At 38.1% G+C, this 25,278-nt stretch carries 23 protein-coding genes and 1 tRNA gene; 17 read left to right on the top strand and 7 right to left on the bottom strand.

Going from position 1 to position 25,278, the window contains the following annotated elements; all coding sequences use genetic code 11:
- Window positions 1-21 precede the first annotated feature (21 nt).
- Entirely contained in the window at window positions 22-2,331 is a 2,310-nt protein-coding gene (gene recJ / locus ACYVQZ_RS01420) for a single-stranded-DNA-specific exonuclease RecJ (RefSeq protein ID WP_461239615.1), read from the top strand.
- A 14-nt stretch (window positions 2,332-2,345) separates the two neighbouring features.
- Window positions 2,346-2,864, top strand: coding sequence for an adenine phosphoribosyltransferase (locus ACYVQZ_RS01415; RefSeq protein WP_461239614.1), 519 nt, complete (start codon window positions 2,346-2,348; stop codon window positions 2,862-2,864).
- Window positions 2,865-2,908: 44 nt separating this feature from the next.
- On the opposite strand, the gene ACYVQZ_RS01410 is transcribed toward ACYVQZ_RS01415, so the two are convergent.
- Window positions 2,909-3,355 (bottom strand): nucleoside 2-deoxyribosyltransferase, encoded by a 447-nt coding sequence (locus tag ACYVQZ_RS01410; protein ID WP_461239613.1) that lies wholly within the window; start codon window positions 3,353-3,355, stop codon window positions 2,909-2,911.
- Between the two features lie 107 nt (window positions 3,356-3,462).
- On the opposite strand from ACYVQZ_RS01410, the gene ACYVQZ_RS01405 reads away from it, so the two are divergent.
- Entirely contained in the window at window positions 3,463-4,074 is a 612-nt protein-coding gene (locus ACYVQZ_RS01405) for a DUF308 domain-containing protein (protein WP_461239612.1), read from the top strand.
- A 64-nt stretch (window positions 4,075-4,138) separates the two neighbouring features.
- On the opposite strand, the gene ACYVQZ_RS01400 is transcribed toward ACYVQZ_RS01405, so the two are convergent.
- The 4 genes from ACYVQZ_RS01400 to ACYVQZ_RS01385 form a co-directional block, all read right to left on the bottom strand.
- Complete coding sequence (locus ACYVQZ_RS01400) at window positions 4,139-6,958, bottom strand: YfhO family protein (protein ID WP_461239611.1); 2,820 nt, start codon at window positions 6,956-6,958, stop codon at window positions 4,139-4,141.
- A gap of 322 nt (window positions 6,959-7,280) precedes the next feature.
- Window positions 7,281-7,511, bottom strand: a complete 231-nt coding sequence (locus ACYVQZ_RS01395) for a hypothetical protein (RefSeq protein ID WP_461239610.1) — start codon at window positions 7,509-7,511, stop codon at window positions 7,281-7,283.
- A 170-nt stretch (window positions 7,512-7,681) separates the two neighbouring features.
- Window positions 7,682-7,870, bottom strand: a complete 189-nt coding sequence (locus ACYVQZ_RS01390; protein WP_461239609.1) for a hypothetical protein — start codon at window positions 7,868-7,870, stop codon at window positions 7,682-7,684.
- A gap of 237 nt (window positions 7,871-8,107) precedes the next feature.
- Window positions 8,108-8,195, bottom strand: a tRNA-Ser gene (locus tag ACYVQZ_RS01385).
- A gap of 147 nt (window positions 8,196-8,342) precedes the next feature.
- Between ACYVQZ_RS01385 and ACYVQZ_RS01380 the strand changes: the two genes are divergently transcribed.
- Entirely contained in the window at window positions 8,343-9,509 is a 1,167-nt protein-coding gene (locus ACYVQZ_RS01380) for a hydroxymethylglutaryl-CoA synthase (protein ID WP_461239608.1), read from the top strand.
- A gap of 52 nt (window positions 9,510-9,561) precedes the next feature.
- Here the strand turns inward: ACYVQZ_RS01380 and lexA are convergent, their stop codons facing one another.
- Window positions 9,562-10,191: a transcriptional repressor LexA gene (lexA, locus tag ACYVQZ_RS01375; RefSeq protein ID WP_461239607.1), complete on the bottom strand. Its 630-nt coding sequence runs from the start codon at window positions 10,189-10,191 to the stop codon at window positions 9,562-9,564.
- Between the two features lie 164 nt (window positions 10,192-10,355).
- Here lexA and ACYVQZ_RS01370 point away from each other — a divergent pair, with 164 nt between their 5' ends.
- A complete protein-coding gene (locus tag ACYVQZ_RS01370; RefSeq protein WP_461239606.1) occupies window positions 10,356-10,607 on the top strand; it encodes a DUF896 domain-containing protein in 252 nt (83 codons plus the stop codon).
- Window positions 10,608-10,710: 103 nt separating this feature from the next.
- Window positions 10,711-10,938, top strand: coding sequence for a YneF family protein (locus tag ACYVQZ_RS01365; protein ID WP_461239605.1), 228 nt, complete (start codon window positions 10,711-10,713; stop codon window positions 10,936-10,938).
- A gap of 27 nt (window positions 10,939-10,965) precedes the next feature.
- Here ACYVQZ_RS01365 and ACYVQZ_RS01360 read toward each other — a convergent pair whose 3' ends face one another.
- Window positions 10,966-11,604, bottom strand: coding sequence for a lysophospholipid acyltransferase family protein (locus ACYVQZ_RS01360; RefSeq protein ID WP_461239604.1), 639 nt, complete (start codon window positions 11,602-11,604; stop codon window positions 10,966-10,968).
- A gap of 124 nt (window positions 11,605-11,728) precedes the next feature.
- Between ACYVQZ_RS01360 and ACYVQZ_RS01355 the strand changes: the two genes are divergently transcribed.
- The 11 genes from ACYVQZ_RS01355 (at window position 11,729) to ACYVQZ_RS01305 (ending at window position 25,275) form a co-directional block, all read left to right on the top strand.
- Window positions 11,729-12,493 carry a tRNA1(Val) (adenine(37)-N6)-methyltransferase gene (locus ACYVQZ_RS01355; RefSeq protein WP_461239603.1) on the top strand — a complete coding sequence of 255 codons (765 nt, stop codon included), beginning with the start codon at window positions 11,729-11,731 and terminating at the stop codon, window positions 12,491-12,493.
- Window positions 12,483-12,770 (top strand): GIY-YIG nuclease family protein, encoded by a 288-nt coding sequence (locus ACYVQZ_RS01350; RefSeq protein WP_461239602.1) that lies wholly within the window; start codon window positions 12,483-12,485, stop codon window positions 12,768-12,770. Before ACYVQZ_RS01355 ends, ACYVQZ_RS01350 begins: the two co-directional genes overlap by 11 nt.
- Window positions 12,771-12,925: 155 nt before the next feature.
- Entirely contained in the window at window positions 12,926-13,729 is an 804-nt protein-coding gene (gene rpsB / locus ACYVQZ_RS01345) for a 30S ribosomal protein S2 (RefSeq protein WP_461239601.1), read from the top strand.
- A gap of 108 nt (window positions 13,730-13,837) precedes the next feature.
- Window positions 13,838-14,716, top strand: coding sequence for a translation elongation factor Ts (gene tsf, locus ACYVQZ_RS01340; protein ID WP_461239600.1), 879 nt, complete (start codon window positions 13,838-13,840; stop codon window positions 14,714-14,716).
- 78 nt (window positions 14,717-14,794) lie between these two features.
- On the top strand, window positions 14,795-15,532 hold the full coding sequence (gene pyrH / locus ACYVQZ_RS01335; RefSeq protein ID WP_461239599.1) for a UMP kinase: 738 nt from the start codon (window positions 14,795-14,797) through the stop codon (window positions 15,530-15,532).
- Window positions 15,519-16,082, top strand: coding sequence for a ribosome recycling factor (frr, locus tag ACYVQZ_RS01330; protein ID WP_461239598.1), 564 nt, complete (start codon window positions 15,519-15,521; stop codon window positions 16,080-16,082). The genes pyrH and frr overlap by 14 nt, the downstream gene beginning before the upstream one ends.
- A 236-nt stretch (window positions 16,083-16,318) precedes the next feature.
- A complete protein-coding gene (uppS, locus tag ACYVQZ_RS01325) occupies window positions 16,319-17,029 on the top strand; it encodes an undecaprenyl pyrophosphate synthase (protein WP_461239720.1) in 711 nt (236 codons plus the stop codon).
- 29 nt (window positions 17,030-17,058) lie between these two features.
- Entirely contained in the window at window positions 17,059-17,844 is a 786-nt protein-coding gene (locus ACYVQZ_RS01320) for a phosphatidate cytidylyltransferase (RefSeq protein ID WP_461239597.1), read from the top strand.
- A gap of 22 nt (window positions 17,845-17,866) precedes the next feature.
- The gene (gene rseP / locus ACYVQZ_RS01315; protein ID WP_461239596.1) at window positions 17,867-19,141 is read left to right on the top strand and encodes an RIP metalloprotease RseP; all 1,275 of its coding nucleotides are present in this window, start codon (window positions 17,867-17,869) and stop codon (window positions 19,139-19,141) included.
- Window positions 19,142-19,160: 19 nt separating this feature from the next.
- Window positions 19,161-20,885, top strand: a complete 1,725-nt coding sequence (locus tag ACYVQZ_RS01310; protein ID WP_461239595.1) for a proline--tRNA ligase — start codon at window positions 19,161-19,163, stop codon at window positions 20,883-20,885.
- Window positions 20,886-20,970: 85 nt separating this feature from the next.
- The gene (locus ACYVQZ_RS01305; RefSeq protein ID WP_461239594.1) at window positions 20,971-25,275 is read left to right on the top strand and encodes a PolC-type DNA polymerase III; all 4,305 of its coding nucleotides are present in this window, start codon (window positions 20,971-20,973) and stop codon (window positions 25,273-25,275) included.
- The last annotated feature ends 3 nt before the right edge of the window (window positions 25,276-25,278 follow it).

The following is a 25,278-nucleotide window of genomic DNA, read 5'->3' as shown; positions in this document are numbered from 1 at the left end:
ATGAAATGGCGGGATTCTTGTTTGATTAAGGCGCACTATGAATGGCAATTAAATGATTTTTCTGAACAGACTCAGGCTGATCAATTGGCTAAGCAATTAAATATATCACCGATTGTGGCTGAACTGTTGGTAGAACGTGGCATGACAACGCAACAAGAAGCTAGCCAATTTTTAACACCGCAACTAGATACACTGCACGATCCGATGCAAATGCACGATATGCAAAAGGCAGTGACGAGAATTACGACCGCGATTGAAGAAGGTCAACGCATAACGGTTTATGGTGACTACGACGCAGATGGTGTAACCAGTACGGCCTTAATGTATGAAACTCTGCTAACGCTAGGAGCTAACGTCAATTACTATGTACCTAATCGTTTTACTGACGGGTATGGACCAAACGTCAAAGCATTTGGCCAATTAATTGATGAGGGCACCCAATTATTTGTGACGGTTGATAATGGTGTTGCCGGTAATGATGCCATTGAAACAGCTAATGAACGACAGGTTGATGTCATAGTGACTGATCATCATGAATTGCCAAAGCAATTACCCAACGCGTTCGCCATTGTGCACCCTAGATATCCTGGATCGGAATATCCATTTGGTGATTTATCAGGAGTAGGAGTCGCTTTTAAAGTTGCTTGGGCGCTATTAGAGGAACTACCCACAGAGTTACTTGACCTGGTGGCAATTGGTGAAGTGGCAGATCTGGTGTCAGTGACTGATGAAAATCGCGTTTTAATTAGTTTTGGCCTGCAACAATTACGTCAGGGTTTACGACCAGGAATCCATGAGCTAGTTAATTTAGCTGGTTTAAATGAACAACAATTGACTGAAACAAATATTGGTTTTGGGATTGCGCCTAGGTTAAATGCACTTGGTCGCATGGATGATGCTAACGTCGGTGTGCAGCTATTGACGACGTTAGATGATGACGAAGCACAGCAGCTTGCTCAGAAAACAGAAACATTAAATCAAAAACGACAGAAATTAGTCAACGATATTACTGAAGAAGCATTGGTGCAGGCTAATTTGCCCGAAAACGAGGATCGTCATACTTTAATTGTTGCTGGTGAAAACTGGCATGAAGGTGTTCTAGGAATCGTTGCTAGCCGTTTGGTTGAACAAACAGGTAAGCCGACTTTAGTCTTGAATATTGACAGTCAGAAAGGCCAAGCGAAGGGATCTGGTCGTAGTGTTGCGCATTATGATCTATTTAAAGCAATTGATGCGTATCGGGAAATAACGACAGCTTTTGGTGGCCATCAGATGGCAGTTGGACTTACTATTCCAGTGACGGAAATTGATCATTTAAAAGAAGGTTTGGAGACGGCTGCAGCGCAACAAAATTTTGACGGCACGACTAAACCGATCTTAACCATCAACGAACAAATCGAACCAAACCAAATTGATCTGACTTTATATAATCAAATTGAACAGTTAGCGCCGTTTGGACCTGATAATTTACGCCCCGTTTTCGAAATTAAGAATTCGGACATCTCAGCTGTTAAAAGTATGGGGAAAACAAATAAGCATCTTAAGTTCCAGGTGGGTAATTTAACAACAATTGCATTCAACCAAGGGCAACATGCCCAACTTTTATCACAAGATGCCAATGGATTAAAGCTTGCAGTCACAATTGATCTGAATGAATGGCAAGGTCGGCAAAAAGTGCAATTAATGTTGAAAGATTTTAGTTTGCCAGGAGTACAAATCATTGATCAACGGACAAATAAATTATCGCAGCAGTTATTCGAAAAACCTGATATTTATGTTTGTTTTAGTGCCAAATTAGCAAAACAAATTGAACAAACTGTTAATGCGCAACAAATTATGGTGGCGCAGTCAATTGAGTCAGACATTTTATTAAATCAACGCGTTACTTTGGTTGATTGTCCAACTAGTTTTGAACAATTAAAAGCGCTATTCAATTTAGGCGGACGACCTTCAATTCTGACTTTATTGTTATTTGAAACAAACAACGTTTATTTAAGCGGGATGCCCACTAGAGACGAATTTGCTACCTTATATAAATTTGTGAATTCACATCAAAACGTTGATGTTCATCATCAACTGACAGAGTTGAGTGAGTTTTTAAAACTTGATCGAAATAAGTTGATTTTTATGATACAGGTGTTTTTTGAAGTTGGATTTGTTAAAATAGACCATGGCGTTTTAAATAGGGTAACCGAATCAAGCAATGCCGATTTGAGTTCAGCGCCCGCTTTTAAACAACGACAAGCACAAATGAAAACTGAAAAATTATTGATTTATAGCGACTCTAATACATTGAAACAATCAATTTTGAGCTGTTTTGATGCAAATTAAAGGAGTGTCATTTAATGGCAATTGAAATTAAAGATTATATTGCAAGTATTCCAGATTACCCAGAAAAGGGAATCATCTTCAGAGATATCTCACCACTGATGGCTAATGGTGAGGCTTATCGACAAGCTACTGATGAAATTGTTAAGTATGCCAAAGATAAAAATGTTGAAATGATTGTGGGACCTGAAGCTCGTGGCTTTATTGTTGGCTGCCCGGTTGCTTACGAATTAGGTGTTGGGTTTGCTCCAGCTCGTAAAAAGGGGAAGTTACCGCAAGAAACCATTAGTGCCTCTTATAAATTAGAATATGGCACGGCAGAATTGCAATTACAAAAATTAGCAATTAAACCAGGTCAACGAGTATTAGTGACCGATGATTTACTGGCAACAGGCGGCACCATTTCAGCTACGATTCAGATGGTTGAACAACTTGGTGGCATTGTTGTTGGAACAGCCTTCATTATTGAATTAACTGCCTTACATGGTCGAGACAAAATTAAAGACTATGATATGCTTTCCTTAGTTCAGTATTAACGATCAAAAAAGCGATCTCGATTGCGAGATCGCTTTATCAATTTCTAAAATGTTTTGCCAGTATATTCATTTTCAGGCAGGGTGTCAAAGTTGTATTGAGCAACATCGGCAATTGATTTTGTATAATAAGTGGCTGCTTGGCTAATCATTAAGTTCAGCGGTGCGTCCAATTCCTGTAGAAGAACAATCGGTTTATGTTGGTTAAAAGCATAGCCGACTTCAAAGGCTGTACCACTGTCCATATTCTCATGAACAAAATCTGTGATGACGAGTAAAGCATCAGCACGGTCAATTTCTGTGACATCTTTTTTAAATACACGTTTTGCCCAGGCTGGTGATCCAAACTCAGTTTGATCATCACTTTCGTCCGATTTTCGCGGACTAAAAAAGTCACTAACAGTGGGATTTGTAGCTAACGCAGTTTCAACTTTTTGAATACGGTCAAGTTGTTCATCACTGAAAAACGGACCGGCGAGATAGATATGTTTCAAAGCAGACCCTCCTGAAATTTGTTATACTTAATTTTAATGAAGTTTGAGATGGGTTACAATCGCTTTTTAGAAAAATTTATAAATAATGTAATGACGAGGTTTTGATAATGATATTTTTAGTAATTTTTGGTGGATTAATGTTAATTTTGAGTGCTTTTTATTTGGTAAACTCCTGGCAACAGTACGGTACTTGGATGTGGGCAACATTCCTGGTTATCATTAGTATCGCAATGACAGCATATGGTGTATGGAAACTGCCTTATTGGAATGGCAATACCAATAGTCAACAACAAACGGCAAGTTCACAAACTACTTCAAACAACTCAAATAGTGCTTCAAGTATGTCAGGTGTTAGCAACACGGGATTAAATGGCATGACAGGCAGTCAAACTGAAGAAAAGGCACAAAAAAATATTTTGGGCCAATTGCAAAAAAACTTCCAAACAATTGGTAGTGTTGAGTTTGACAGTAAAACAAAAACTTATAATGTCACACCAACTAGTGATGATGTTGTGAAAGCATTAAATTACTTAATTGAAAATCCAAGTAAAGCTAGCCAAGTTGGGTGGACCGATCTCACAAAAACATTATTAAAAACCTCGCAACAGATTAAAAAAGTGATGGGCGATGGCTATTCAATCTCGTTATTACGGCCAGATGGTAGTAAGACCATGTATACCGTTAAAGATGGTAAAGCAACTTATGACATGACGAAGTAACAATAATGGTACTTAAAAATACCTCGTTTGAACTGATTTGTTTCAGTTCAAACGGGGTATTTTTTTAATGGGAGCGTCGCTTTTTTGATTCCCAAACCATGATAATCAATAAACTAATTAACCCAATTAAACTGGCTATTTTACCAACTTGGAGCAGTGGACTTCGATAGAGCAATTTAATATGATTTTGACCTTGTTTAACGGGAATACCAATAAAAGCTTTGTTGACACGTGGTAATTTTTTATTCGAGCCTGACAAATGCCAACCAGATGAGTACGGAATGGTTGTTGCTAATGTTGTGTTATGCGTAGCGTCAAATTGTGCAGTTACTTGATTACGATGATAACGAATATGAGTCGCTGCTTTGTTTTTCTGAATAGAGCGATCAATGATTTTACCACTTGGAACTGCCCAAAGACTGATATCGAATGTATATTTTCCTTGAGTTGGTAAACTTATTTTAACATCCTGGTGATTCTTCCTGATGGTGCCAAGATTTAAGGTTGTTGCAAATCGCGGATGATAGAATGAAAGATTATCTTGACCTTCCTGAGCAAAAATATTTTCAGTACCGTTATACTTTAGACCAATGTTGAATTCACCAGTATCAGAACTAATACTCATTACGTTTTGACGTAACCAATTTAGTTTATATAAACTGGAATTGTAACGGAGGTCAGAGTCATCATTTTCGTTCATGATTTTCTCGTTATGCTGATCAATATAATTATCAGTGGCGAGTTTATAACGATTTTTTAATTTGCCTGCTGAATAGTGCACATGGTTCAGACGCGCGTGCAATTCGTAGCCTTTATAATCGCTACTATCAAGCATCGTTAGTAACGTGGGGTTGTAGTTAATACTAGGGGTCTCAATTGAAATATGTTGGCTAGTCACATTTTTGGCTGGTAAGTTATCGAATTTGATTAACTTAGCTTTTTTGATTAATTCACGATCAGCACCAGTAGCGGTCGATTTTTTTGAAGGAATAGTATTATTAATTAATGCCAATTCTTTTTGATTAGGATCTAATGCATTGAACTGTTGATTAGTCATATTTCCGGTAGACTCATAAATGAGAGGCATCGTTGTGTTACTAGACAAAAGTCGTTGGCCATTTATTTGTTGATATTGATCATCAAAACCAGTCGGGATCAGTGGGTTATCTGGATTAATAAAGACGCGAGAAACACCTAAAAATTTTAGTATGGCATTTCTAAAATCAGCATTATCAGTGACATCATTCGGATTGCTAGTGTTATTTTCTAATGCATCGTTTAGCTGACCCAAATAGCCATTTTGGAGTGACCAGTAGCTATTAATGTTAAATGTTTTAGCCAAAATGGGTAGGTTATCAGCTGGTGACTTATCTGTGTAGTTATTTAGTTGATTATCAATTAGGCTTCGATGATGTTTCGTCGATGAGGTTTGATTATCAAGATAAGCTTGTTGTGCCGTTGTGAGTTTTGCAACTGATTGGGCTGACATGAGCATTGACGTATCAACGTCAAATTGATTAGCATGGCGATCACGCATAATTGATATGGCGTTCCAACTGACCAACACTACCACGCCGAGGATAATCATGCGGCTAACGTGTTGATTTGATCCGAAGTAACGATAAAGCACCATTAATAATATCAATCCTGTATAAGCGACTAAAACGCCACCAAGGTCGAATTTGAAACTGAAGTTATGGGCCAGATAGAGGCTAGCAGTGATAATAAGTTCACAGCTAAAGAAGATCACAAAGTCTTTAACAGTAAGTTGCGATAAATGCTCAAGCAGATTAACCGTTGCTAGTGCGATGGGTAACATTAACATAAAGGTAAACCGATTTGAAGGGGAAGTTCCACCATTTAAGATTGCAGCTAAAATGGGAGATAATACAAATACAATACCAGTCAAAATAACGAGATTAATAAGAAGATACTTTTTGAACCGCCGCAGGCTCCAAATAACAGCAATGACCCCAATCGTTAAAATAGCGCCAGTAATCCAATAAGGACGTAAATGGTTGCTAATTGTCAGTCCAGGTAAACTTAAGTAGTATGCTAATGGATAAATTTTTAGACCGTTGGCAATCGTAGTTGTGCTACGAGCAGAATTAATCATTTGAAACAGTGAAGGTAAAAATAGTACTGCACTGAGTAAGCAACCAACAATAACGCCAGCGATTAGTTTTAAATTTAATTTAATAGTACGAAAAGATTTTGTCGTAATAAGCGAGATAAGGTAATAAATAACCGTCCCCATGCCCATTACAGCACCTAAGTAGAAGCTATTAAATAGTGTCCACGCGGTCATAATGATGAGTGGCGAAATTCGACCACCCTTTTGGGCTGTGATGACTGCCAAAATTAACAATGGAAAAATAATGAGTGGATTTAAGAAAAACGGGTGTGCAAAAGTTACATAGGCACTATATCCGGAAAAAACATACACAATACTAGCAGTTAAAATTGTCCAATTGTGATGAAAATGGATTAATCGACGAGCAACAAAAACAAACGAGATACCAATTAAAAATAGTCTCACAATGACCATTACTGAATAATAAGTGGCTAACTGACTGGTATGAAAGAAGACACTTGGATAAGTGAAAATATCACCCATTACGTAGTATGAGAAGGTTTGGATGGTGTCTTGGCCTAAGCCAATGTTCCAATCCCATTGCGTCCAAAGCTGATAATGAAAGAGGAGTTTTCGAAGCATATCATGCCAATACACCAGTGCTGGATAATGTTGTGTAATTCCGTCAGAGTTCCAAATCAGCGTTGATTTGGTTGCTGGAACTACAGCAAATATGAAAAAGGCGATGATGGCAAAGACAATCATGTATTGAATATAAAGATTTGATTTTAGTTTTTTTATTTGAGTCATGTGTAAAATCCTATCATAAGAGTTCGTGACTATTATTGTATCGTATTGTGGCTCAATTATGTTAAAGAAGCATAAATTTTAACGATCAATTAAAACAACGCATTAAACTAAACGTTCAGCTAGATAAGTTTAATTATAAACGGATGTTAATATTGTTTTTGCAAATAAAAATCCTATTTCACTCAAACAAACGCTGGTGTAATAGGATTAAAACGTAAAAAAGCTTTTTACATGCAAAGATCAGGGCGATTCCTGCCTGCACCATACCTGTAGCTCCGCTTGATATTTGTGCGCTGTGGTAAAAAAGCTATTTTCCAGTTTATTATTTCTTCTCTTCATCCAAAGGTTCTGTAATTTCTAGCACTCCTAAACCAGCGACAAGAACAACAATTGATACGATGATGGCAGGGATACCTGTGAACAGTCCAAAGAATGAAAACATTAGTCCATGACCAAGGATTGATGTAATAATTGGTCGAGCTATTAAGCCAATTCCTATGATACTGACAACGATCCCAAAAATTCTGAGGTATTCACTGTTAATTTTTTTCATGATGTTGACTCCTATTAGTGTGATTCACGTATTGTAACTGAATTTTATTAACATTGGCAACGTGAGGTGGCCATCAAACAATAAATACATTCAACGACCAAATGATTTTGATAAAGATGAATTGAAATACATCCAAAAAGACAATCACAATTAAGTGACTGCCTTATTTTTTACATTCGTTCATTAATAATATCGTCCATGTTGTTCTTGAGATGTTCAAAGAATTCGGAAGCATCATCTACTGATTCACATTCTTTGGCATAGATTGCTTTGTCGTTACAAAGAATAGCAACCCAGTGCGCTGTTTGTTCTAATAGATGGTAGTGATCGTTCGCTTTGAAATAGAATTGTTTAATCATGTCATTTCTCCTTAATTTAGTACGTATGCGAAGATGTAGTATTTTACTTTTTTAATGTTAAAAAGTTAATGCAGTTTTAAACAGGTTAAGTAAAAACGGGCACATTTCGGGCACGTGGGGCAAAGCTTTTAGAGCTTTCTTGTGCTTTTTCACAAAACAAAATCCTAGTACATGATTTATAAACGTTGATGTATTAGGATTTATATTTTTTGAAAAATGTTTTAGATTCACAAACTAAGGAGAGTACAGGATTTGAACCTGCGCGCCGGTATTAGCCGGTTCGCCGGATTTCGAGTCCGGTGCATTACCACTCTGCCAACTCTCCAAAATAGTACATATGACAGTATAACAATTAATAAAACAATCGTAAAGCTAATAATTTTCTTAAAATAAGCGTCAAAATCACGTTTCAGCAAAGTTCATGCTAAACTAGAAAGTGATATTTTACGAACTTAAGAAGGGAACTGTTTTGATGCAAATTGGAATCGATAAAATTTCATTTCAAACAACAAATCTATTTCTAGATCTTAGTGAATTAGCACGTGCGAGGGATGTTGACCCAAATAAATACTTAATTGGTATCGGCCAAGAAAAGCAAGCAGTAGTGCCACCAACACAAGATATTGTGACATTGGGTGCAGCTGCCACTGAGAAATTGTTAAGCGACGAAGACAAAGCGCAATTGTCAACGCTCATTGTGGCAACTGAATCCGGAGTTGATCAATCAAAAGCAGCAGCAATTTATATTAAAAAGTTATTGGGCTTGGACAATTTTGTGCGAACCATTGAATTAAAAGAGGCGTGCTATTCAGCAACTGCTGGTCTTCAGTTTGCGCGTGGATTAGTTAACCTTCATCCGGAAGAAAAGGTGCTAGTGATTGCAGCCGATATTGCCCGGTATGGGCTAAAAACATCAGGTGAAGTAACACAAGGAGCGGGTGCCGTTGCTATGCTGGTTAGTGCAGATCCAAAAGTGTTAGCGTTTAAAGAACCAAGCGTTTTTTATAGCGATGACATTATGGATTTTTGGCGTCCTAATTATGCCAGTGAAGCAGTGGTTGATGGTAAATATTCAACTAACGTCTATATTGACTTCTTTCAACAAACCTGGCAAAGATATTGTCAAAAAACGAATCAGGGTTTTGATGATTTTGATTCAATTGTCTTTCACTTACCGTTCACTAAAATGGGCAAAAAAGCACTTGAAGCAGCACTGAACGATCGCCAGGATGCTGTTGCCACGAGATTACGTGAACGGTTATTCAATAGCCAATTGTTGAGTCGACAAGTCGGTAATTTGTACACTGGGTCGTTGTATTTAAGTTTATTATCTTTAATTACCAATGTCCCATTTGCTGGTGGCGAACAAATTGGATTATTTAGTTATGGCTCAGGAGCCGAAGGCGAATTTTTTGTTGGTGAAATGATGCCATCATACTTAAGCGGTATTGTAGACCAAGATATTAAAAATGATTTGTCTGAACGAAAACAAGTCAGTGTGCAGGAGTATGAAAAATTATTTAATGCGCAATTAGGTATGAGCAGTGAGTCTGTTAATTTTGAGCTTGATCAAGATCACAGTCAGTTCGTTTTGACCGGTTTAAAAAACCAACAGCGACTCTATGCTCGTCAATTTTAAATAAGGTAACAAAAAAAGATAACCAATAACTTGGTTATCTTTTTTAAAATGATTAGTATATTTCGTCTCTAAATAGTCCAACAACTTTTCCAAGGATTGAGACTTCCGTCAAAATAATTGGTGCCATTGTATCATTTTCAGGTTGTAGTCTAAAGTGGTCAGATTCTTTGAAAAACCGTTTGCAAGTTGCTTCGTTATCAGAATTCATGGCAATCACGATATCACCATTATCAGCGTTCGCTTGTTTACGAACAATGACTTTGTCGCCGCTAAAAATACCAGCGTTAATCATACTTTCACCACGAATTGTCAACATAAACAAACTATCTGTTTGGTTGGCTAGCGAAGGCGGGATTGGAAAATAATCAGTCGCTTCCTCTACAGCCAAAATTGGTTCCCCGGCAGTGACTACTCCTAAAAGTGGAATTTCGTTTTGTTCTTCTTGAATGCCTAAATATTCCAAACCTGCAGCGGTGATTTCCAAAGCTCGTGGTTTGGTTGGATCTTTTTGCAAGTATCCTTGTTTAATTAGACGATTAATGTGGCCGTGAACTGTCGAAGTGGATGAAAGATCGACCGCCTCGCAAATTTCGCGAACAGTCGGTGGATATCCTTTACTTTCAACTCTTTCATGGATAAAACTAAGTACAGCAAATTGTTTAGCCTGACCAGCTTTTGACATATGAACACCTCAGTAAATATTATCTTGTCATTAAGAATAGCATAAAGTCATTCACATTTCAAACGTATGTTCGCTTTTTTTGAAATACTTGTGCATGTCTCTTGCAACCCGTTGTACACATGTTCTATTATAGTAAGGATTATTGAACTTATTAGGAGGCTAAAATGGCTGAATCAAAAGAACAAGAAGCTTTAACTGCAAGAATTAATGAACTTGCACGTAAGGCGAAAACAACTGGATTAACACCTGAAGAAAAAATTGAACGCAAAAAGTTGCGAGCTAAGTTTTTGGCAAATTTCCGAAAGGCATTTAAGAGTCAAGTTGAAATGATGCAAGTGTTTGATAAGAGTGGTAAAGAGGTTACACCGGAAAAGGTTAAAAACATTCAACGAAAAAAAGGGTTACGTGACGATTAAGCCGATTTAACAAGTTTTTTCAAAAAATTGTTTTATTTAGGCTTTTCATAAGCTTGTTTTTTGTGTAACATAAGATACTGAATGAGAAAAGGGGGAAAATACTGTGTCAACAGGCATTTGGATTTTACTTTTGTTCGTTGCTTTGCTAATCGGATTGGTTGGCGGATTTTTTGGAGCACGAAAGTATATGGAAAGTTATCTCAAGAATAACCCACCAATTAACGAAGATATGTTAAGAACCATGATGTTACAAATGGGACAAAAACCATCAAATAAGAAGCTTCATCAAATGATGCAAGCAATGCAAGCCCAAGCAAAAAAGGGTAAATAAAAAATCGGCGAATAGCCGATTTTTTATTTAGAAATGATCATTTTCAGGTTTAACAGGGACCACATATTTAAAATCTGGATTAATTTGTTGATCTAAAGTGTTAAAAGCACTTTGCAATTGTTGCTCAATGTCTTTTTGAACTTCGTCGGTCAATTTTTGTTTGCGATCCAGTTTGATAGGTTCACCGAATGCAACGGTAGTTTTTTGGCGACTAAATAGTTTTTTAAAGGTTAATGGGCCTTGATAAACTGTTGGAATTAGAGGTACGTCAGCTAACTTGGCAATTACAAGTGCACCACCTTTAAGTTGATCTGAATAACGTGATCCACTTGGAAAAATAATTGTGGAAAGTTCTGATTGTTTCAAAAGTTTAACCGGTTTTTTAATGGCAGAAGGTCCTGGATTCAATCGATCAACTGGGTAACCATTTACATGAACCAGTAGAAAGCGAATAATCGGATTTTTAAAAAGTTCTTCTTTTGCCATGAAGCTGAACTTTTTTGGAGAAGCGGCCAGGGCAAAATAGACCGGATCAAACCAGGTTCGATGGGGGCCGACTAATATGTAATTACCAGTTGGCAGATTTTTTTTATTTAAATAAGTCGGCTTGCCATTAATAAGATATAATAAACAGCGAATTACGACTCTTAAAAATGAATATAACATTGTAACAAAGTCTCCTAATTTAGTTTAAATTGGATTTGTGTGAGTCTATTTTCACATTACATAGCCTTTAATATATGAAAAAAAATAATATTTTGCAAGTAACAACTTAGTTTGGAGGATTGAAATGGTCGCATCTGATTCACAATTTTTGCATTCGAATGAACGAATTGATCAACTTTATAGTCAAGACATCAAGATTATTCAAAGTGAGGACGTTTTTTCGTTTTCTCTTGATGCTGTACTATTAGCGAATTTTGTCCCAGAAAGTAAAAAACGACACCTTAAAATTGTGGATTTATGTTCAGGAAATGGCGCTGTGGGGCTGTTTTTACATGAACGACTGGCGGGCAATGTAACGCAAGTGGAAATTCAACCACGCTTAGCAGAAATGAATCAGCGAAGTATTCTGCTTAATCAACTGGAAAATCGATATCAAGTTTTGAATATTGATCTTAACGATGTTTTTGGTAGTATTCCTAAAGATAGTGTGGACTTAATCACTTGTAATCCACCTTACTTTTCGAATTTTGAAACTAGTAAGAAGAATCCTAATCCCTATTTGGCCATCGCTAGACATGAAATAAAAACCAATTTAAACATGGTTTTGGAAAAAATTAGTGGACTTCTTAAAATGAATGGCCGTGCCTACTTGGTTCATCGACCTGATCGACTTGAAGAAATTTTTGCAAACATGCGAGAGTTACGATTGGCACCCAAAAAAATTCAATTTATCTATCCAAAAGAAAATCGCAACGCTAACATGGTTTTAATTGAGATGATCAAAGACGGTAAACAAGGCGGCGTTAAAATTGTGCCACCGTTAGTGATTAATGAAAAAAACAGTGATGAGTATAGTCCGGAAGTCAGGAAATTGTTATATGGAAAATAAGGCTTATTATTTTTATGTTATTTATTGCGCTGATGATACGTTTTATGGTGGCTTTACAGATGACGTATTGAGACGATTTGCTACTCACGAAAGCGGGCAAGGTGCAAAATATACCCGTGTTAAAAAAAGACATCCGTTGCACCTAGTGTTCTCACAAAGATTTGCTACTAAATCTGAGGCGATGAAAGCGGAATATGCGTTTAAACACCAAACGCGGGCCAAAAAAGAGCAGTTTTTACAAGAACAGCAAATTAATTGGCAACAATATCGCCAGTAAAAGGACTTGCACTAAACTTGCATTTTTTGTATACTAATTGTCGGCGGTAAAATGCCAATTCACACCTAGTGTTGATAATTTAAAGAGTGCTTATTCATTAAGTTTTTAAGTTAGATGATCGCTGGGGAGGAAAAAACTATCTGGAGGTACTATTCATGTCAGTTATTAGCATGAAACAATTATTAGAAGCCGGTGTTCATTTTGGACACCAAACACGTCGTTGGAATCCTAAGATGAAGCCATACATCTTTACAGAACGTAACGGTATTTACATTATCGACTTACAAAAGACTGTTAAGATGATCGACTCAGCATATAACTTCGTTAAAGAAGCTGCTGAAGATGATGGTGTAATCTTGTTTGTTGGTACTAAGAAACAAGCACAGGATGCCATTGAAGAAGAAGCCGTTCGTGCAGGTCAATACTACGTTAACCATCGTTGGTTAGGTGGAACTTTAACTAACTGGGACACAATTCAATCACGTATCAAGCGTTTGAAAGAATTGAAGAAGATGAGTGAAGACGGTAGTTTTGACGTGTTACCAAAGAAAGAAGTTTCTTTGCTTAACAAGCAACGTGAAAAACTTGAAAGATTCTTAGGCGGTATTGAAGATATGCCAAGAATCCCAGATGCAATCTTTATTGTTGATCCACATAAGGAACAAATTGCTGTTAAGGAAGCACAAAAGCTTAACATTCCAATCGTTGCTATGGTCGATACAAACACTGATCCAGACGATATTGATGTTATCATTCCTTCAAACGATGATGCCATTCGTGCCGTTCGTTTGATTACTGCTAAAATGGCAGACGCAGTTATCGAAGGTAAGCAAGGTCAAGATGATCAAGCTCAACCAGAAGCTGCTGCAGATGCACCAGCAGAAGACGCAACTGTTACTGGCGAATCTTTAGAAGATTTAAAAGCAACTGTTGAAGGAACAAAACAAGACGACAAATAATGAAACACTTAGGCTGTCTCAAATGTGATTAGGACCGTATCGGCCTGAGAACACAGGGACAGCTTTTTTATTTATTAATAATTAGTGATTAATTAAGGAGAAATAAACATGGCAGAAATTAAAGCAGCTCAAGTAATGGAATTACGTAAAAAAACTGGTGTAGGAATGATGGACGCTAAAAAGGCGCTCGTTGCTACTGAAGGTGACATGGAAAAGGCCACTGATTTCCTTCGTGAAAAAGGAATTGCTAAAGCCGCAAAGAAGAGCGATCGGGTGGCTGCTGAAGGCTTAACAGATATTAAAGTAGAAGGAAATAAAGCAGCTATTGTTGAATTAAACTCAGAAACTGACTTTGTTTCTGGTGGAGATCAATTCAAATCATTGCTTGACCAAGTAACAAGCGTAATTGCTGAAAATAACCCTGCAGATGTCGAAGCCGCTTTACAATTACCAGTTGAAAATGGCACTCTAAACGATGCTATTATTACAACCACACAAGTAACTGGTGAAAAAATCAGTCTTCGTCGTTTTAAAGTTGTGAATAAAGCAGATAACGAGAATTTTGGTGCTTACCTTCACATGGGTGGTAGTATTGCAGCATTAGTCGTGCTCGAAGGCGCTGATGAAGCTACTGCTAAAGACGTAGCAATGCACGTTGCTGCCGTTAATCCAGAATTTGTTTCAAGAGATGACGTTCCTGCTGATCGTTTAGCTCACGAACGTGAAGTTTTAACTAAAGAGGCTTTAAATGAAGGAAAACCAGAAAGTATTGTTGAAAAGATGGTTACCGGACGTTTAAATAAATTCTTGGCTGAAATTAGTTTAGCTGATCAAGACTTTGTTAAAGATCCTGATATGACTGTTGCTAAATACGTTGAATCAAAAGGCGGCAAGTTAAAATCATTTGTTCGTTATGAAGTCGGTGAAGGTATCGAAAAGAAACAAGATAACTTTGTTGATGAAGTTATGGGACAAATTAAAGACTAAATCAAAAGGGCGTACGGGCATGTACGCTTTTTTTGACAGTTAACGATAGCAGTTATCAGCAGTGAAAGGACAAAATCAATGAGTTCAGTGAAATATAAACGTGTCATCTTAAAATTAAGTGGAGAAGCATTAGCAGGGGATAAAGGCTTTGGTATTAACCCTCCAGTTATCAAAACCGTTGCAGAAGAATTGAAACAGGTTCATGACCTTGGCGTTCAAATTGCCATTGTCGTTGGTGGTGGTAATATGTGGCGAGGTGTCACAGGTGCTCAAATGGGAATGGAACGGGCCCAAGCAGACTACGTTGGCATGCTCGGTACAGTTATGAATGCCTTGGCATTGCAGGATAGTCTAGAATCTAATGGTGTTCCAACTCGAGTCCAAACCGCCATTGAAATGCGCCAAATTGCTGAACCTTATATTCGCCGCAAGGCCATTCGCCATTTAGAAAAAGATCGCATTGTGATTTTTGCGGCTGGCACAGGAAGCCCCTATTTTTCCACTGATACGACTGCTGCGCTACGAGCAGCTGAAATCAACGCAGACGCTATTTTAATGGCTAAAAACGGTGTTGATGGGATTTACTCAGCAGATCCTAACAAGGATGCTAATGCAGTTAAATTTGAAACGTTAACCCATTTAGAAATTATTCAGAAGAATTTACACGTTATGGACTCAACGGCTAGTTCTCTTTCAATGGACAATGATATTCCACTAGTCGTATTTAATCTCAATAAAGCTGGTAACATCATGAAAGTTGTTGAAGGCGAAAATATCGGAACAACAGTTAGGGGGAATAAAGATGGCGACAAGTAAAGAAATTTTAAACGAAGCCAAAGATAAGATGAATAAATCGGCAGAGGCACTGCAACGTGAGCTTGGAAACATTCGTGCCGGTCGCGCCAATGCAAGTATTTTAAACCGGGTAACAGTAGATTATTACGGTGCCCAAACACCATTAAACCAATTAGCATCGATTACCATTCCAGAACCACGTGTCTTGTTAATTACACCATTTGATAAGAGCGTGCTGGAAGCTGTTGAACAGGCTATTTTTGCATCTGATTTGGGACTCACACCCGCAAATGATGGTTCTGCCATTCGTTTAGTGATCCCACAATTGACTGAAGAACGTCGTAAAGAATTAGTGAAAGATGTTAAATCTGAAACAGAAAATGCAAAAGTTGCCATTCGAAATGTGCGTCGTGACGCTATGGATGCCTTGAAAAAAGGTAATAAAGACGGCGATTTTAATGATGATGAATTTCATGATTTAGAAAAGCAGACCCAAAAAATCACTGACGATGGTATCAAACAATTAGATCAAATTGCATCTGATAAAGAAGACGAACTCATGCAAATTTAGGCGTTGCCTGAAGGATTCTAAAAGCATCATTGGAGCTTGTATCTAGTGATGCTTTTTGTTTTATAATTGTAACCGTGATTATTAAAAACAAGTTACGTTTTAAACGAAGATAGAATCGGGATAATATTTTTGCTACAATATGATAGATTAGATTCTAGTGTCACCGGAGGCATAAATTGTTTTTTAAATCGAAAAATGATGCACAGCATCAGACAAAAGCAACTACCCAGTTAAATATGGATAACATTCCCCACCATGTTGCGATTATCATGGACGGCAACGGTAGATGGGCGAAGCAACGTCATATGCCACGAGTCGCTGGCCATAAACAGGGAATAGAAACCGTCAAAACGATTGCCATTGCTGCAAGTCATCTAGGTGTAAACGTCTTGTCGTTGTATGCTTTTTCAACTGAAAATTGGAAGCGACCGAATGATGAAGTCAATTACTTAATGCAACTGCCAGTCACGTTCTTTAATACCTTTGTTCCAGATTTGGTTAAAAATAATGTTCGCGTCACTGTGATGGGTGATATTACTAAGCTACCTGAAAAAACACAAGAGGCCGTCGTGAATGCCATTGATGACACCAAAGATTGCACGGGGATGATTTTGAACTTTGCATTGAACTATGGTGGCCGTGATGAAATTATTCATGCCACGAAAGAAATTGCTAAGGCAATCAAAAATGATCAACTGCAGATTGATGAAATTGATAATCAAGTCTTCGAACAGCATTTGATGACTAATATGCTGGGTGATTATCAAGATCCTGAGGTAATTATTAGAACGAGTGGTGAACAACGAATTAGCAACTTTATGCTGTGGCAATTGGCCTACAGCGAGTTTGTTTTTGTTGATGAACATTGGCCAGAGTTTACAGATGAGTCCCTCAAAAATGCAATTGCCATTTATCAGGCACGTCACCGACGTTTCGGTGGTCTTTAAAATAATTTAGAAATGAGTGTATTTGACTAATGAAGCAAAGAGTAATTACGGCAATCGTAGCACTAATAATTTTTATTCCACTAATTGTTTATGGTGGTCTGCCACTAACGTTTGCGGGAATAGTTTTAGGCGTTGTCGCATTAGATGAAATTTTAATCATGAAGAAAATGTTACTGGTTTCATTTGAAGCTATTGTGAGTTGTCTGGGCTTAATTTTAGTCATTATTCCTAACAATTGGCTATCATTTTTACCTGGTAGTTTTAATCGTTTAGTTGTCTTTTACATTGCGGCACTGCTATTACTGATGCATACCGTTATTAAAAAAACACGATTTACCTTTGATGATGCTGGTGTTCTTACATTGGCAATGTTGTACATTGGAATTGGCTTTCATTTCTTTATTGCTGCACGAGCAGATGGTTTTACAACGTTACTCTATGGCATGCTCATTGTTTGGCTGACGGACAGTGGCGCATATATGATTGGTCGCAAAATTGGTAAACATAAGTTGGCGCCTAAAATTAGTCCCAATAAAACTTGGGAAGGTTCAATTGGGGGAACCATTGCTGCAACAGTTATTTTGGCAGTCTACTTGTGGTTCTTCCCGGTTGGTTACAACTGGGTTGTTATGGTATTCTTGACATTAGTCTTATCAATTATTGGTCAAATTGGCGATTTAATTGAGTCAGCATTGAAACGATTTTATGGCGTTAAAGATTCAGGTAAAATATTGCCAGGTCACGGTGGTATTTTAGATCGTTTTGACAGTATGTTACTTGTGATGCCAATGCTTTACTTATTAGGAATTATTTAAAAGAGGACACAAAGGAGTCGTCATGATAGTTACCATTATTACATTCATCATCGTGTTTGGGGTCATTGTGTTAGTGCATGAATTTGGGCACTACTATTTTGCCAAGCGTTCAGGAATTTTGGTTCGTGAATTTTCAATTGGTATGGGTCCAAAGATTTGGTGGTATAAAAAAAATGGCACAACCTACACTATTCGAATTTTGCCGCTGGGTGGCTATGTCCGAATGGCTGGAGCCCAGGATGATGACGAAGACGAACTAAAACCTGGGACACCGATTACAATTCAATTAAATGATCAGCAAAAGGTGACAACGATTAATGCGAGTCAAAAGACGCAGTTATTCAATGGCATTCCGTTGCAGGTTAGTAATAGCGATCTTGTTGATGGTCTTTGGATTGAAGGTTATGTTAACGGTAACGAAGATGAATTACAGCGCTACGATGTAGATCACGATGCCTCGATTATTGAAACTGATGGGGTACAAGTTCGAATTGCGCCGCGAGATGTGCAATTTCAATCAGCAAAATTGCCACAAAGAATGATGACTAATTTTGCAGGACCGATGAATAATTTTATTTTAGCAATTATTGTCTTTATTATTTTAGGGTTCATGCTACCGGGCATTCCTACAAACAGTAATACGCTAGGTGGCGTGACCAATGGATCGGTGGCCCAAAAAGCGGGTTTGAAAACTGGCGATCAAATTACCGCGGTGAACGCCAAAAAAACAAAGAATTGGAATGATTTGTCGGCCGCAATTTCAAAACACCCTGGAGACAAATTACGTGTGAGCGTTAAATCTCATAAAACAACTAAGCAGATTTCAATTACACCGAAAACGGTTAAGCAGGGGTCAAATAAAGTTGGTCAAATTGGTATTAAAGAAAAAATTGATACCAGTATTGGAGCGCGCATTAGCTATGGGTTTAAACAGACTTGGACAATCATTGCTTTGATCTTTGGTGTCTTAGGTCATATGGTGACTCACGGCTTTAGTTTAAATGATTTTGGCGGACCCGTGGCCATTTATGCAGGTACTTCACAAGCTGCCTCTTTAGGTGTCTTAGGTGTGTTAAACTTTATTGCGGTACTCTCAATCAACTTAGGTATCGTTAATCTGTTACCCATTCCAGCACTGGATGGGGGTAAATTACTATTAAATATTATCGAAGGTATCAGAAGAAAACCTATTCCAGAAACCGCAGAAGGAATTGTGACCTTGATTGGTTTTGGATTATTAATGGTTTTAATGATTCTGGTGACATGGAATGATATTCAACGATATTTTTTCCATTAAAAAAAGGAGCGCGTAACTGATGAAACAATCAAAAATGTTAATTTCCACTTTAAAAGAGGCACCTAGTGATGCTGAGGCACTCAGTCATCAAATGATGCTTCGAGCAGGCTATATTTATCAAGTTTCTGCTGGGATGTATGCTTATTTACCATTAGCATTTCGTGTCCTCAGAAATATTGAAACCATTATGAGAGAGGAACTTGAAAAAATTGATGCTGTTGAAATGATTGTTCCAGCGGTGTTACCCGCAGATCTTTGGCGTCAGTCTGGTCGTTACGAAACCTATGGCGATAATTTGTTTAAATTACAAGATCGTCATGAACGAGACTTCATTTTGGGACCAACGCATGAAGAAACATTTACAGAAATCATTCGTGATAGCATCAAATCTTATAAAAAATTACCGTTAACTTTGTATCAACTGCAGCCAAAGTATCGGGACGAAGATCGACCACGGTTCGGCTTATTACGTGGCCGTGAATTTGATATGATGGATGCCTACTCTTTTAGCGTTGATGAAGAAGGGTTGGATCAATCTTATAAACAAATGGAAGCAGCATACAACAATATCTTTGAACGTTGTGGTCTTGATTTCCGCACAATTATTGGGGATGCAGGGGCCATGGGCGGTAGTGATTCAAAAGAATTTTCTGCTATTGCGCCAATTGGTGAAGACACAATTGCTTATTCTGATAGTAGTGACTATGCCGCTAACTTGGAAATGGCAACTAGTCAATTTGTGAGCCATAAGTCTCACGCTCCATTACAAGATCTCGAAAAAATTAGTACACCAGGGGTAAAATCAATTGACGATTTAGCCACATTTTTAGATGTGAAACCAGAAAGTTTAGTCAAAACATTATTTGTGATGGCAGATGGTAAACCAGTGATGGTGTTAGTTCGTGGTGATCATGAAGTTAACGAGGTCAAAGTGACTAATTATTTACATGCTGATTCACTTGAACTGGCGACAGAAGAAGAAACTAAGACCTATCTTCACGCACCTTTTGGTTCACTAGGACCTGTTGGCGTTAGCGAAGACGTCCTTATTTTAGCGGATCAGTATGTGAGTGATATGGTGAATGTCGCCGTTGGTGCTGATGAAGCAGATCATCATTATATTAATGCAAATATTGATCGTGATTTTCGGGTTGATCATTTTGGCGATTTCAAGATGGCAGTTGAAGGAGAAACTTCGCCGGATGGCCAAGGCCAATTACAATTTACTCGTGGTATTGAAATTGGACATATTTTTAAACTGGGCACTCGGTATTCGAAGGCTCTGGACGCGACTGTTTTGGATCAAAACGGCCGTCAAGCCGATGTGATTATGGGCTGTTACGGAATTGGTATTTCACGCTTATTGTCTGCAATTGCTGAACAATATGCCGATGAAGATGGCTTAGTTTGGCCTCGTGAAATTGCACCATTTGATGTTCATGTCGTGCCAATTAATACTAAAAAAGAAGAACAGGCACGGTTAGCAACTGAAGTCACACAACAACTAGACGCTGCGGGTTATGAAGTTTTACTTGATGATCGTAATGAGCGTCCAGGAGTTAAATTTGCTGATTCTGATTTAATTGGCATTCCTTTACGCATCACTGTTGGTAAAAAAGCAGATGAAGGAATCGTTGAATTAAAACTCAGACGCACTGGCGAAACGCTTGAAGTCCGTCAGGATGAATTGGAAAATACAATTGGTATTTTATTTAAAACCAGTCAACAAGAAAATGAACAATAATTAAGTGATACAAAACGGGATGTCTACCAAACTGCAGTTTTGGACACATCCCATTGTTTGTTTATACAGGTAAGGAGGAGTCATTGTGGCATTAAACCAACATGAATTGTTCAACAAATTGTTGGAACAAATTAATTTTCATCCACAATCCACTGAAGATTTTGATGATGCACAAATTAAACAAGTGATTGTCCATCAAAAATCAAAGATTTGGGAATTTCATCTTTATTTTAAACAAGTACTTCCCTTTCCAGTTTTTAGTGAATTTATCGCTGCCTTAATGGCTGGTTTTAAAGATATTGCTGAAATTAACTATGTCATCACAACGGGAACAAGTACGTTGGATCAAGCAACTATCGCTGATTACTGGCAATGGATTGTGCAAAATAGTGGTGTGCAATCGCCTTTGATTCAGGAACTATGTGGTAATGGATTACCACATGTGACTGATAATCGCGTGATGTTTGTGGCTGAAAATGAAATTGTCCGTAATTTTATGGTTAATCAAGCTTTAGGACCGATTGAGGATTTGTATCAACGGGTTGGTTTTCCTAAATTTAACATTCACACTATCATTGATGAAAGTGCTTCTGAGGCACAAATTCAAGAACTGAAAGCCCAACAAGAAATTCAAGATGCCAAATTAGCGGCTAAGGCTGCTAAACAAATTCAAGAAGCCAGTAAGAAGCAATCTACGGCGGCTGTTCCGAGTGGACCAGCAACACTTGGTAAACAAATTAAAGCGACTGATGACGTCCGCCGTTTAGCAGATATCACAGAAGAAGAACGTTCTGTCATCGTAGAAGGCTACATCTTTAATAAAGAAATCCGCACTTTAAAATCACAACGTCAGTTGATGATTTTAGAGATTACAGATTATTCATCGTCAATGACAATTAAGAAGTTTTCAAGAGACAGTAGTGATGAGCAACAATTTGCGAAAATCAGTGAAGGCGATTGGATTAAGGTTCGCGGCCCGGTTCAAGAAGACACCTTCATGCGCGATTTGACGATTAATGCTTATGATATTAATACGGTGCAACACCCCAAGCGTCAGGATACAGCCGAAGGACAAAAACGCGTTGAACTCCATTTACATACAACGATGAGTCAAATGGATGCGACGAATTCAATTGCGGATTTTGCCAAACAAGCTAAAGAATGGGGCCACAGTGCGATTGCAATTACGGATCATGCAGCAGTACAAGGATTTCCCGATGCGTTTCATGCCGCAGAAAAAAATGATTTAAAAATGATTTACGGTGTCGAAGCAAACGTCGTCGATGACGGAATTCCGATTGCCTACAATGACGATCATCGCCCATTAATGGATACTGATTATGTCATTTTTGACGTGGAAACTACTGGATTATCTGCTATTTATGATCGCGTCATTGAGTTGTCTGCGGTTAAAATGCACAATGGCGGCGTTCTTGAAGAATTTGAAGAGTTTATTGACCCTGGTTTTCACTTATCTGAAACAACCACTAATTTGACGAGTATCACGGATGATATGGTTCGTGGATCAAAAAGTGAAGAAGAAGTTTTTAAACTATTCCGTGAATTTTGTGGTGACACGATTGTGGCTGGCCATAATGTCACGTTTGACGTTGGGTTTATGAACACAGGTTATGCTCGTTATGAATTAGAACCTATTCAAAATCCGATTATTGATACATTGACGTTGGCTCGTTTCTTATATCCAGATTTGAAGAGTTATCGCCTCAACACCTTGGCAAAGAAGTTTAATGTTGCCTTGGAACATCACCACCGTGCCATTTTTGACGCAGAATCAACTGGTCATTTATTACATTTATTCTTACAAGATGCAGAAGATCGTTATCAGATCATGTATCATGACCAATTGAATGAGCATATGAGTGATAATGGGGCTTATCGGCATGCCCGACCATTTCATGTAACGATTTTAGCGAAAACGCAGGCGGGGTTAAAAAATCTTTTTAAACTAATTTCACTTTCAAATGTTGACTACTTTTACCGGGTGCCAAGAATTCCGCGTAGTCAACTGAATAAGTATCGAGATGGATTATTGTTGGGCACGGCTTGTTCGTCTGGTGAAGTATTCACTTCAATGATGCAAAAGGGACGCGATGAAGCCTTAGAAAAAGCAAAATATTATGACTTTATCGAATTACAACCTAAAGCCATGTACGCGCCACTCATTGAAAGTGAATTAATTAAAGATGATGCGAATCTCGAAGAAATTTTGATGAATATGGTCGAAATTGGGGACCAACTTGATAAGCCAGTAGTAGCTACGGGTGATGTTCACTTTCTCAATAAAGAAGACAGTATTTATCGCAAAATTCTCATTCATTCTCAAGCAGGTAATCCGTTGAATCGACAGATGTTACCAGATGCTCATTTTCGGACTACAAATGAAATGTTGGACGCGTTTGCTTTCATGGGTGAAGCAAAAGCCCATGAAATCGTGGTGGAAAACTCAAACAAGATTGCTGATATGATTGAAGAAATCCATCCATTAAAAGATAAACTGTATACACCTAAAATGGTTGGTGCAGAAGATGAAATTCAAGAGCGAACACTTAGCAAAGCTAAAGAATGGTACGGGGATCCGCTACCTGAATTGGTGCAACAACGAGTGGATCGAGAATTAAAAAGTATCGTTGGCAATGGATTCTCCGTTATTTACTTAATTGCGCAACGGCTGGTGGCCAAATCAAATAAAGACGGTTATTTGGTTGGTTCCCGGGGGTCTGTCGGATCTAGTATTGTAGCCACGTTGACTGGCATTACAGAAGTTAATCCATTGCCACCGCACTACCGGTGTCCAAATTGTAAATACAGTGAGTTCTTTACTAAAGGTGACGTTAAATCTGGTTATGATTTGCCAGATAAGAGTTGTCCAAAATGTGGCACACTGATGGTTAAAGATGGTCATAACATTCCGTTCGAAACGTTTTTGGGCTTTACTGGAAACAAAGTGCCTGATATTGATCTAAACTTCTCTGGTGACTATCAACCAATTGCCCATAACTATACAAAAGTTTTGTTTGGTGAAAAAAATGTATACCGAGCAGGAACAATTGGAACCGTGGCGGATAAAACCGCATATGGTTACGTCAAGGCCTATGAACGAGATACTGAACAACAGTTTCGGAATGCTGAAATTGATCGTTTAGCTAAAGGGGCTACTGGTGTCAAACGGACTACTGGTCAACATCCAGCGGGAATCATTGTTGTGCCTGATTATATGGATATTTACGATTTTACACCAGTTCAATATCCGGCCGATGATCAAAGTGCCGCTTGGCAAACCACTCATTTTGATTTCCATTCGATTCACGATAATATCTTGAAAATTGATATTTTGGGACATGATGATCCCACGATGATTCGGATGTTGCAAGATTTATCAGGTATTGATCCGCAAACGATTCCAACTGATGATCCAGGTGTGATGAGTTTATTCTCAAGCCCTGATATTTTAGGTGTTAACGAAGATCAAATTTTTTCTAAAACAGGAACGTTAGGTGTACCAGAGTTTGGAACCAGATTTGTTCGGGGGATGCTGGAAGAAACGCATCCTAGCAACTATTCGGAATTGCTACAAATTTCTGGTTTATCTCATGGGACTGACGTTTGGTTGGGTAATGCCGAGGAATTAATTAAAAAAGGCACAGTTACCATTGCGGATGTTATTGGTTGTCGTGATAACATTATGACCGATTTAATTACTTACGGAATGGATTCCGAGATTGCCTTTCAAATTATGGAACATGTTCGGAAAGGACGCGGAATTCCAGACGAATGGCAAGATAAAATGAGAGCCTCTGATGTGCCAGAATGGTATATTGATTCTTGTTTAAAAATTAAATATATGTTCCCACGGGCACATGCAGCGGCATATATTTTGATGGCCTTACGGATTGCCTATTTTAAAGTCTATTTTCCATTGGTTTATTATTGTGCTTATTTTTCTGTTCGTGCAGATGACTTCGATGTTGTCGCCATGGCGCATGGTAAAGAAGCCGTTAAAGCAGCCATGAATGAAATTAATCAAAAGGGTAACGATGCCTCAGCTAAGGAAAAGAGTCTTTTGACGATTTTGGAATTAGCTAACGAAATGTTGGAACGTGGTTTTGAGTTCCAGATGGTTGATTTACAACATTCAGATGCTTCTAATTGGTTAATCGATGGTAATCGATTGATTGCGCCATTTAGAGCAATTCCTGGATTAGGGCTGAACGTTGCCAAACAAATTGTAGCTGCTCGAGAAGAACGTGAATTTTTGTCAAAAGAAGATTTAGCAAATCGTGGTAAAGTTTCTAAAACGTTAATTGACTTTATGACGACCAATCATGTTTTAGATGGATTACCTGATGAAAACCAGTTGTCGTTGTTCTAATGA

This window comes from Paucilactobacillus salsurae, from assembly GCF_054784995.1.
This window is presented reverse-complemented; position numbering and strand designations above follow the sequence as displayed.

What these genes read in the sequence shown, in the direction of transcription:
- ACYVQZ_RS01415 (WP_461239614.1), top strand. Translation starts at nt 2,346, where the DNA reads ATGGCAATTGAAATTAAAGATTATATTGCAAGTATTCCAGATTACCCA.
- ACYVQZ_RS01405 (WP_461239612.1), top strand. Translation starts at nt 3,463, where the DNA reads ATGATATTTTTAGTAATTTTTGGTGGATTAATGTTAATTTTGAGTGCT.
- ACYVQZ_RS01400 (WP_461239611.1), bottom strand. Translation starts at nt 6,958, where the DNA reads ATGACTCAAATAAAAAAACTAAAATCAAATCTTTATATTCAATACATG.
- ACYVQZ_RS01395 (WP_461239610.1), bottom strand. Translation starts at nt 7,511, where the DNA reads ATGAAAAAAATTAACAGTGAATACCTCAGAATTTTTGGGATCGTTGTC.
- ACYVQZ_RS01390 (WP_461239609.1), bottom strand. Translation starts at nt 7,870, where the DNA reads ATGATTAAACAATTCTATTTCAAAGCGAACGATCACTACCATCTATTA.
- ACYVQZ_RS01380 (WP_461239608.1), top strand. Translation starts at nt 8,343, where the DNA reads ATGCAAATTGGAATCGATAAAATTTCATTTCAAACAACAAATCTATTT.
- lexA (WP_461239607.1), bottom strand. Translation starts at nt 10,191, where the DNA reads ATGTCAAAAGCTGGTCAGGCTAAACAATTTGCTGTACTTAGTTTTATC.
- ACYVQZ_RS01370 (WP_461239606.1), top strand. Translation starts at nt 10,356, where the DNA reads ATGGCTGAATCAAAAGAACAAGAAGCTTTAACTGCAAGAATTAATGAA.
- ACYVQZ_RS01360 (WP_461239604.1), bottom strand. Translation starts at nt 11,604, where the DNA reads ATGTTATATTCATTTTTAAGAGTCGTAATTCGCTGTTTATTATATCTT.
- ACYVQZ_RS01355 (WP_461239603.1), top strand. Translation starts at nt 11,729, where the DNA reads ATGGTCGCATCTGATTCACAATTTTTGCATTCGAATGAACGAATTGAT.
- ACYVQZ_RS01350 (WP_461239602.1), top strand. Translation starts at nt 12,483, where the DNA reads ATGGAAAATAAGGCTTATTATTTTTATGTTATTTATTGCGCTGATGAT.
- rpsB (WP_461239601.1), top strand. Translation starts at nt 12,926, where the DNA reads ATGTCAGTTATTAGCATGAAACAATTATTAGAAGCCGGTGTTCATTTT.
- tsf (WP_461239600.1), top strand. Translation starts at nt 13,838, where the DNA reads ATGGCAGAAATTAAAGCAGCTCAAGTAATGGAATTACGTAAAAAAACT.
- pyrH (WP_461239599.1), top strand. Translation starts at nt 14,795, where the DNA reads ATGAGTTCAGTGAAATATAAACGTGTCATCTTAAAATTAAGTGGAGAA.
- frr (WP_461239598.1), top strand. Translation starts at nt 15,519, where the DNA reads ATGGCGACAAGTAAAGAAATTTTAAACGAAGCCAAAGATAAGATGAAT.
- uppS (WP_461239720.1), top strand. Translation starts at nt 16,319, where the DNA reads ATGGATAACATTCCCCACCATGTTGCGATTATCATGGACGGCAACGGT.
- ACYVQZ_RS01320 (WP_461239597.1), top strand. Translation starts at nt 17,059, where the DNA reads ATGAAGCAAAGAGTAATTACGGCAATCGTAGCACTAATAATTTTTATT.
- rseP (WP_461239596.1), top strand. Translation starts at nt 17,867, where the DNA reads ATGATAGTTACCATTATTACATTCATCATCGTGTTTGGGGTCATTGTG.
- ACYVQZ_RS01310 (WP_461239595.1), top strand. Translation starts at nt 19,161, where the DNA reads ATGAAACAATCAAAAATGTTAATTTCCACTTTAAAAGAGGCACCTAGT.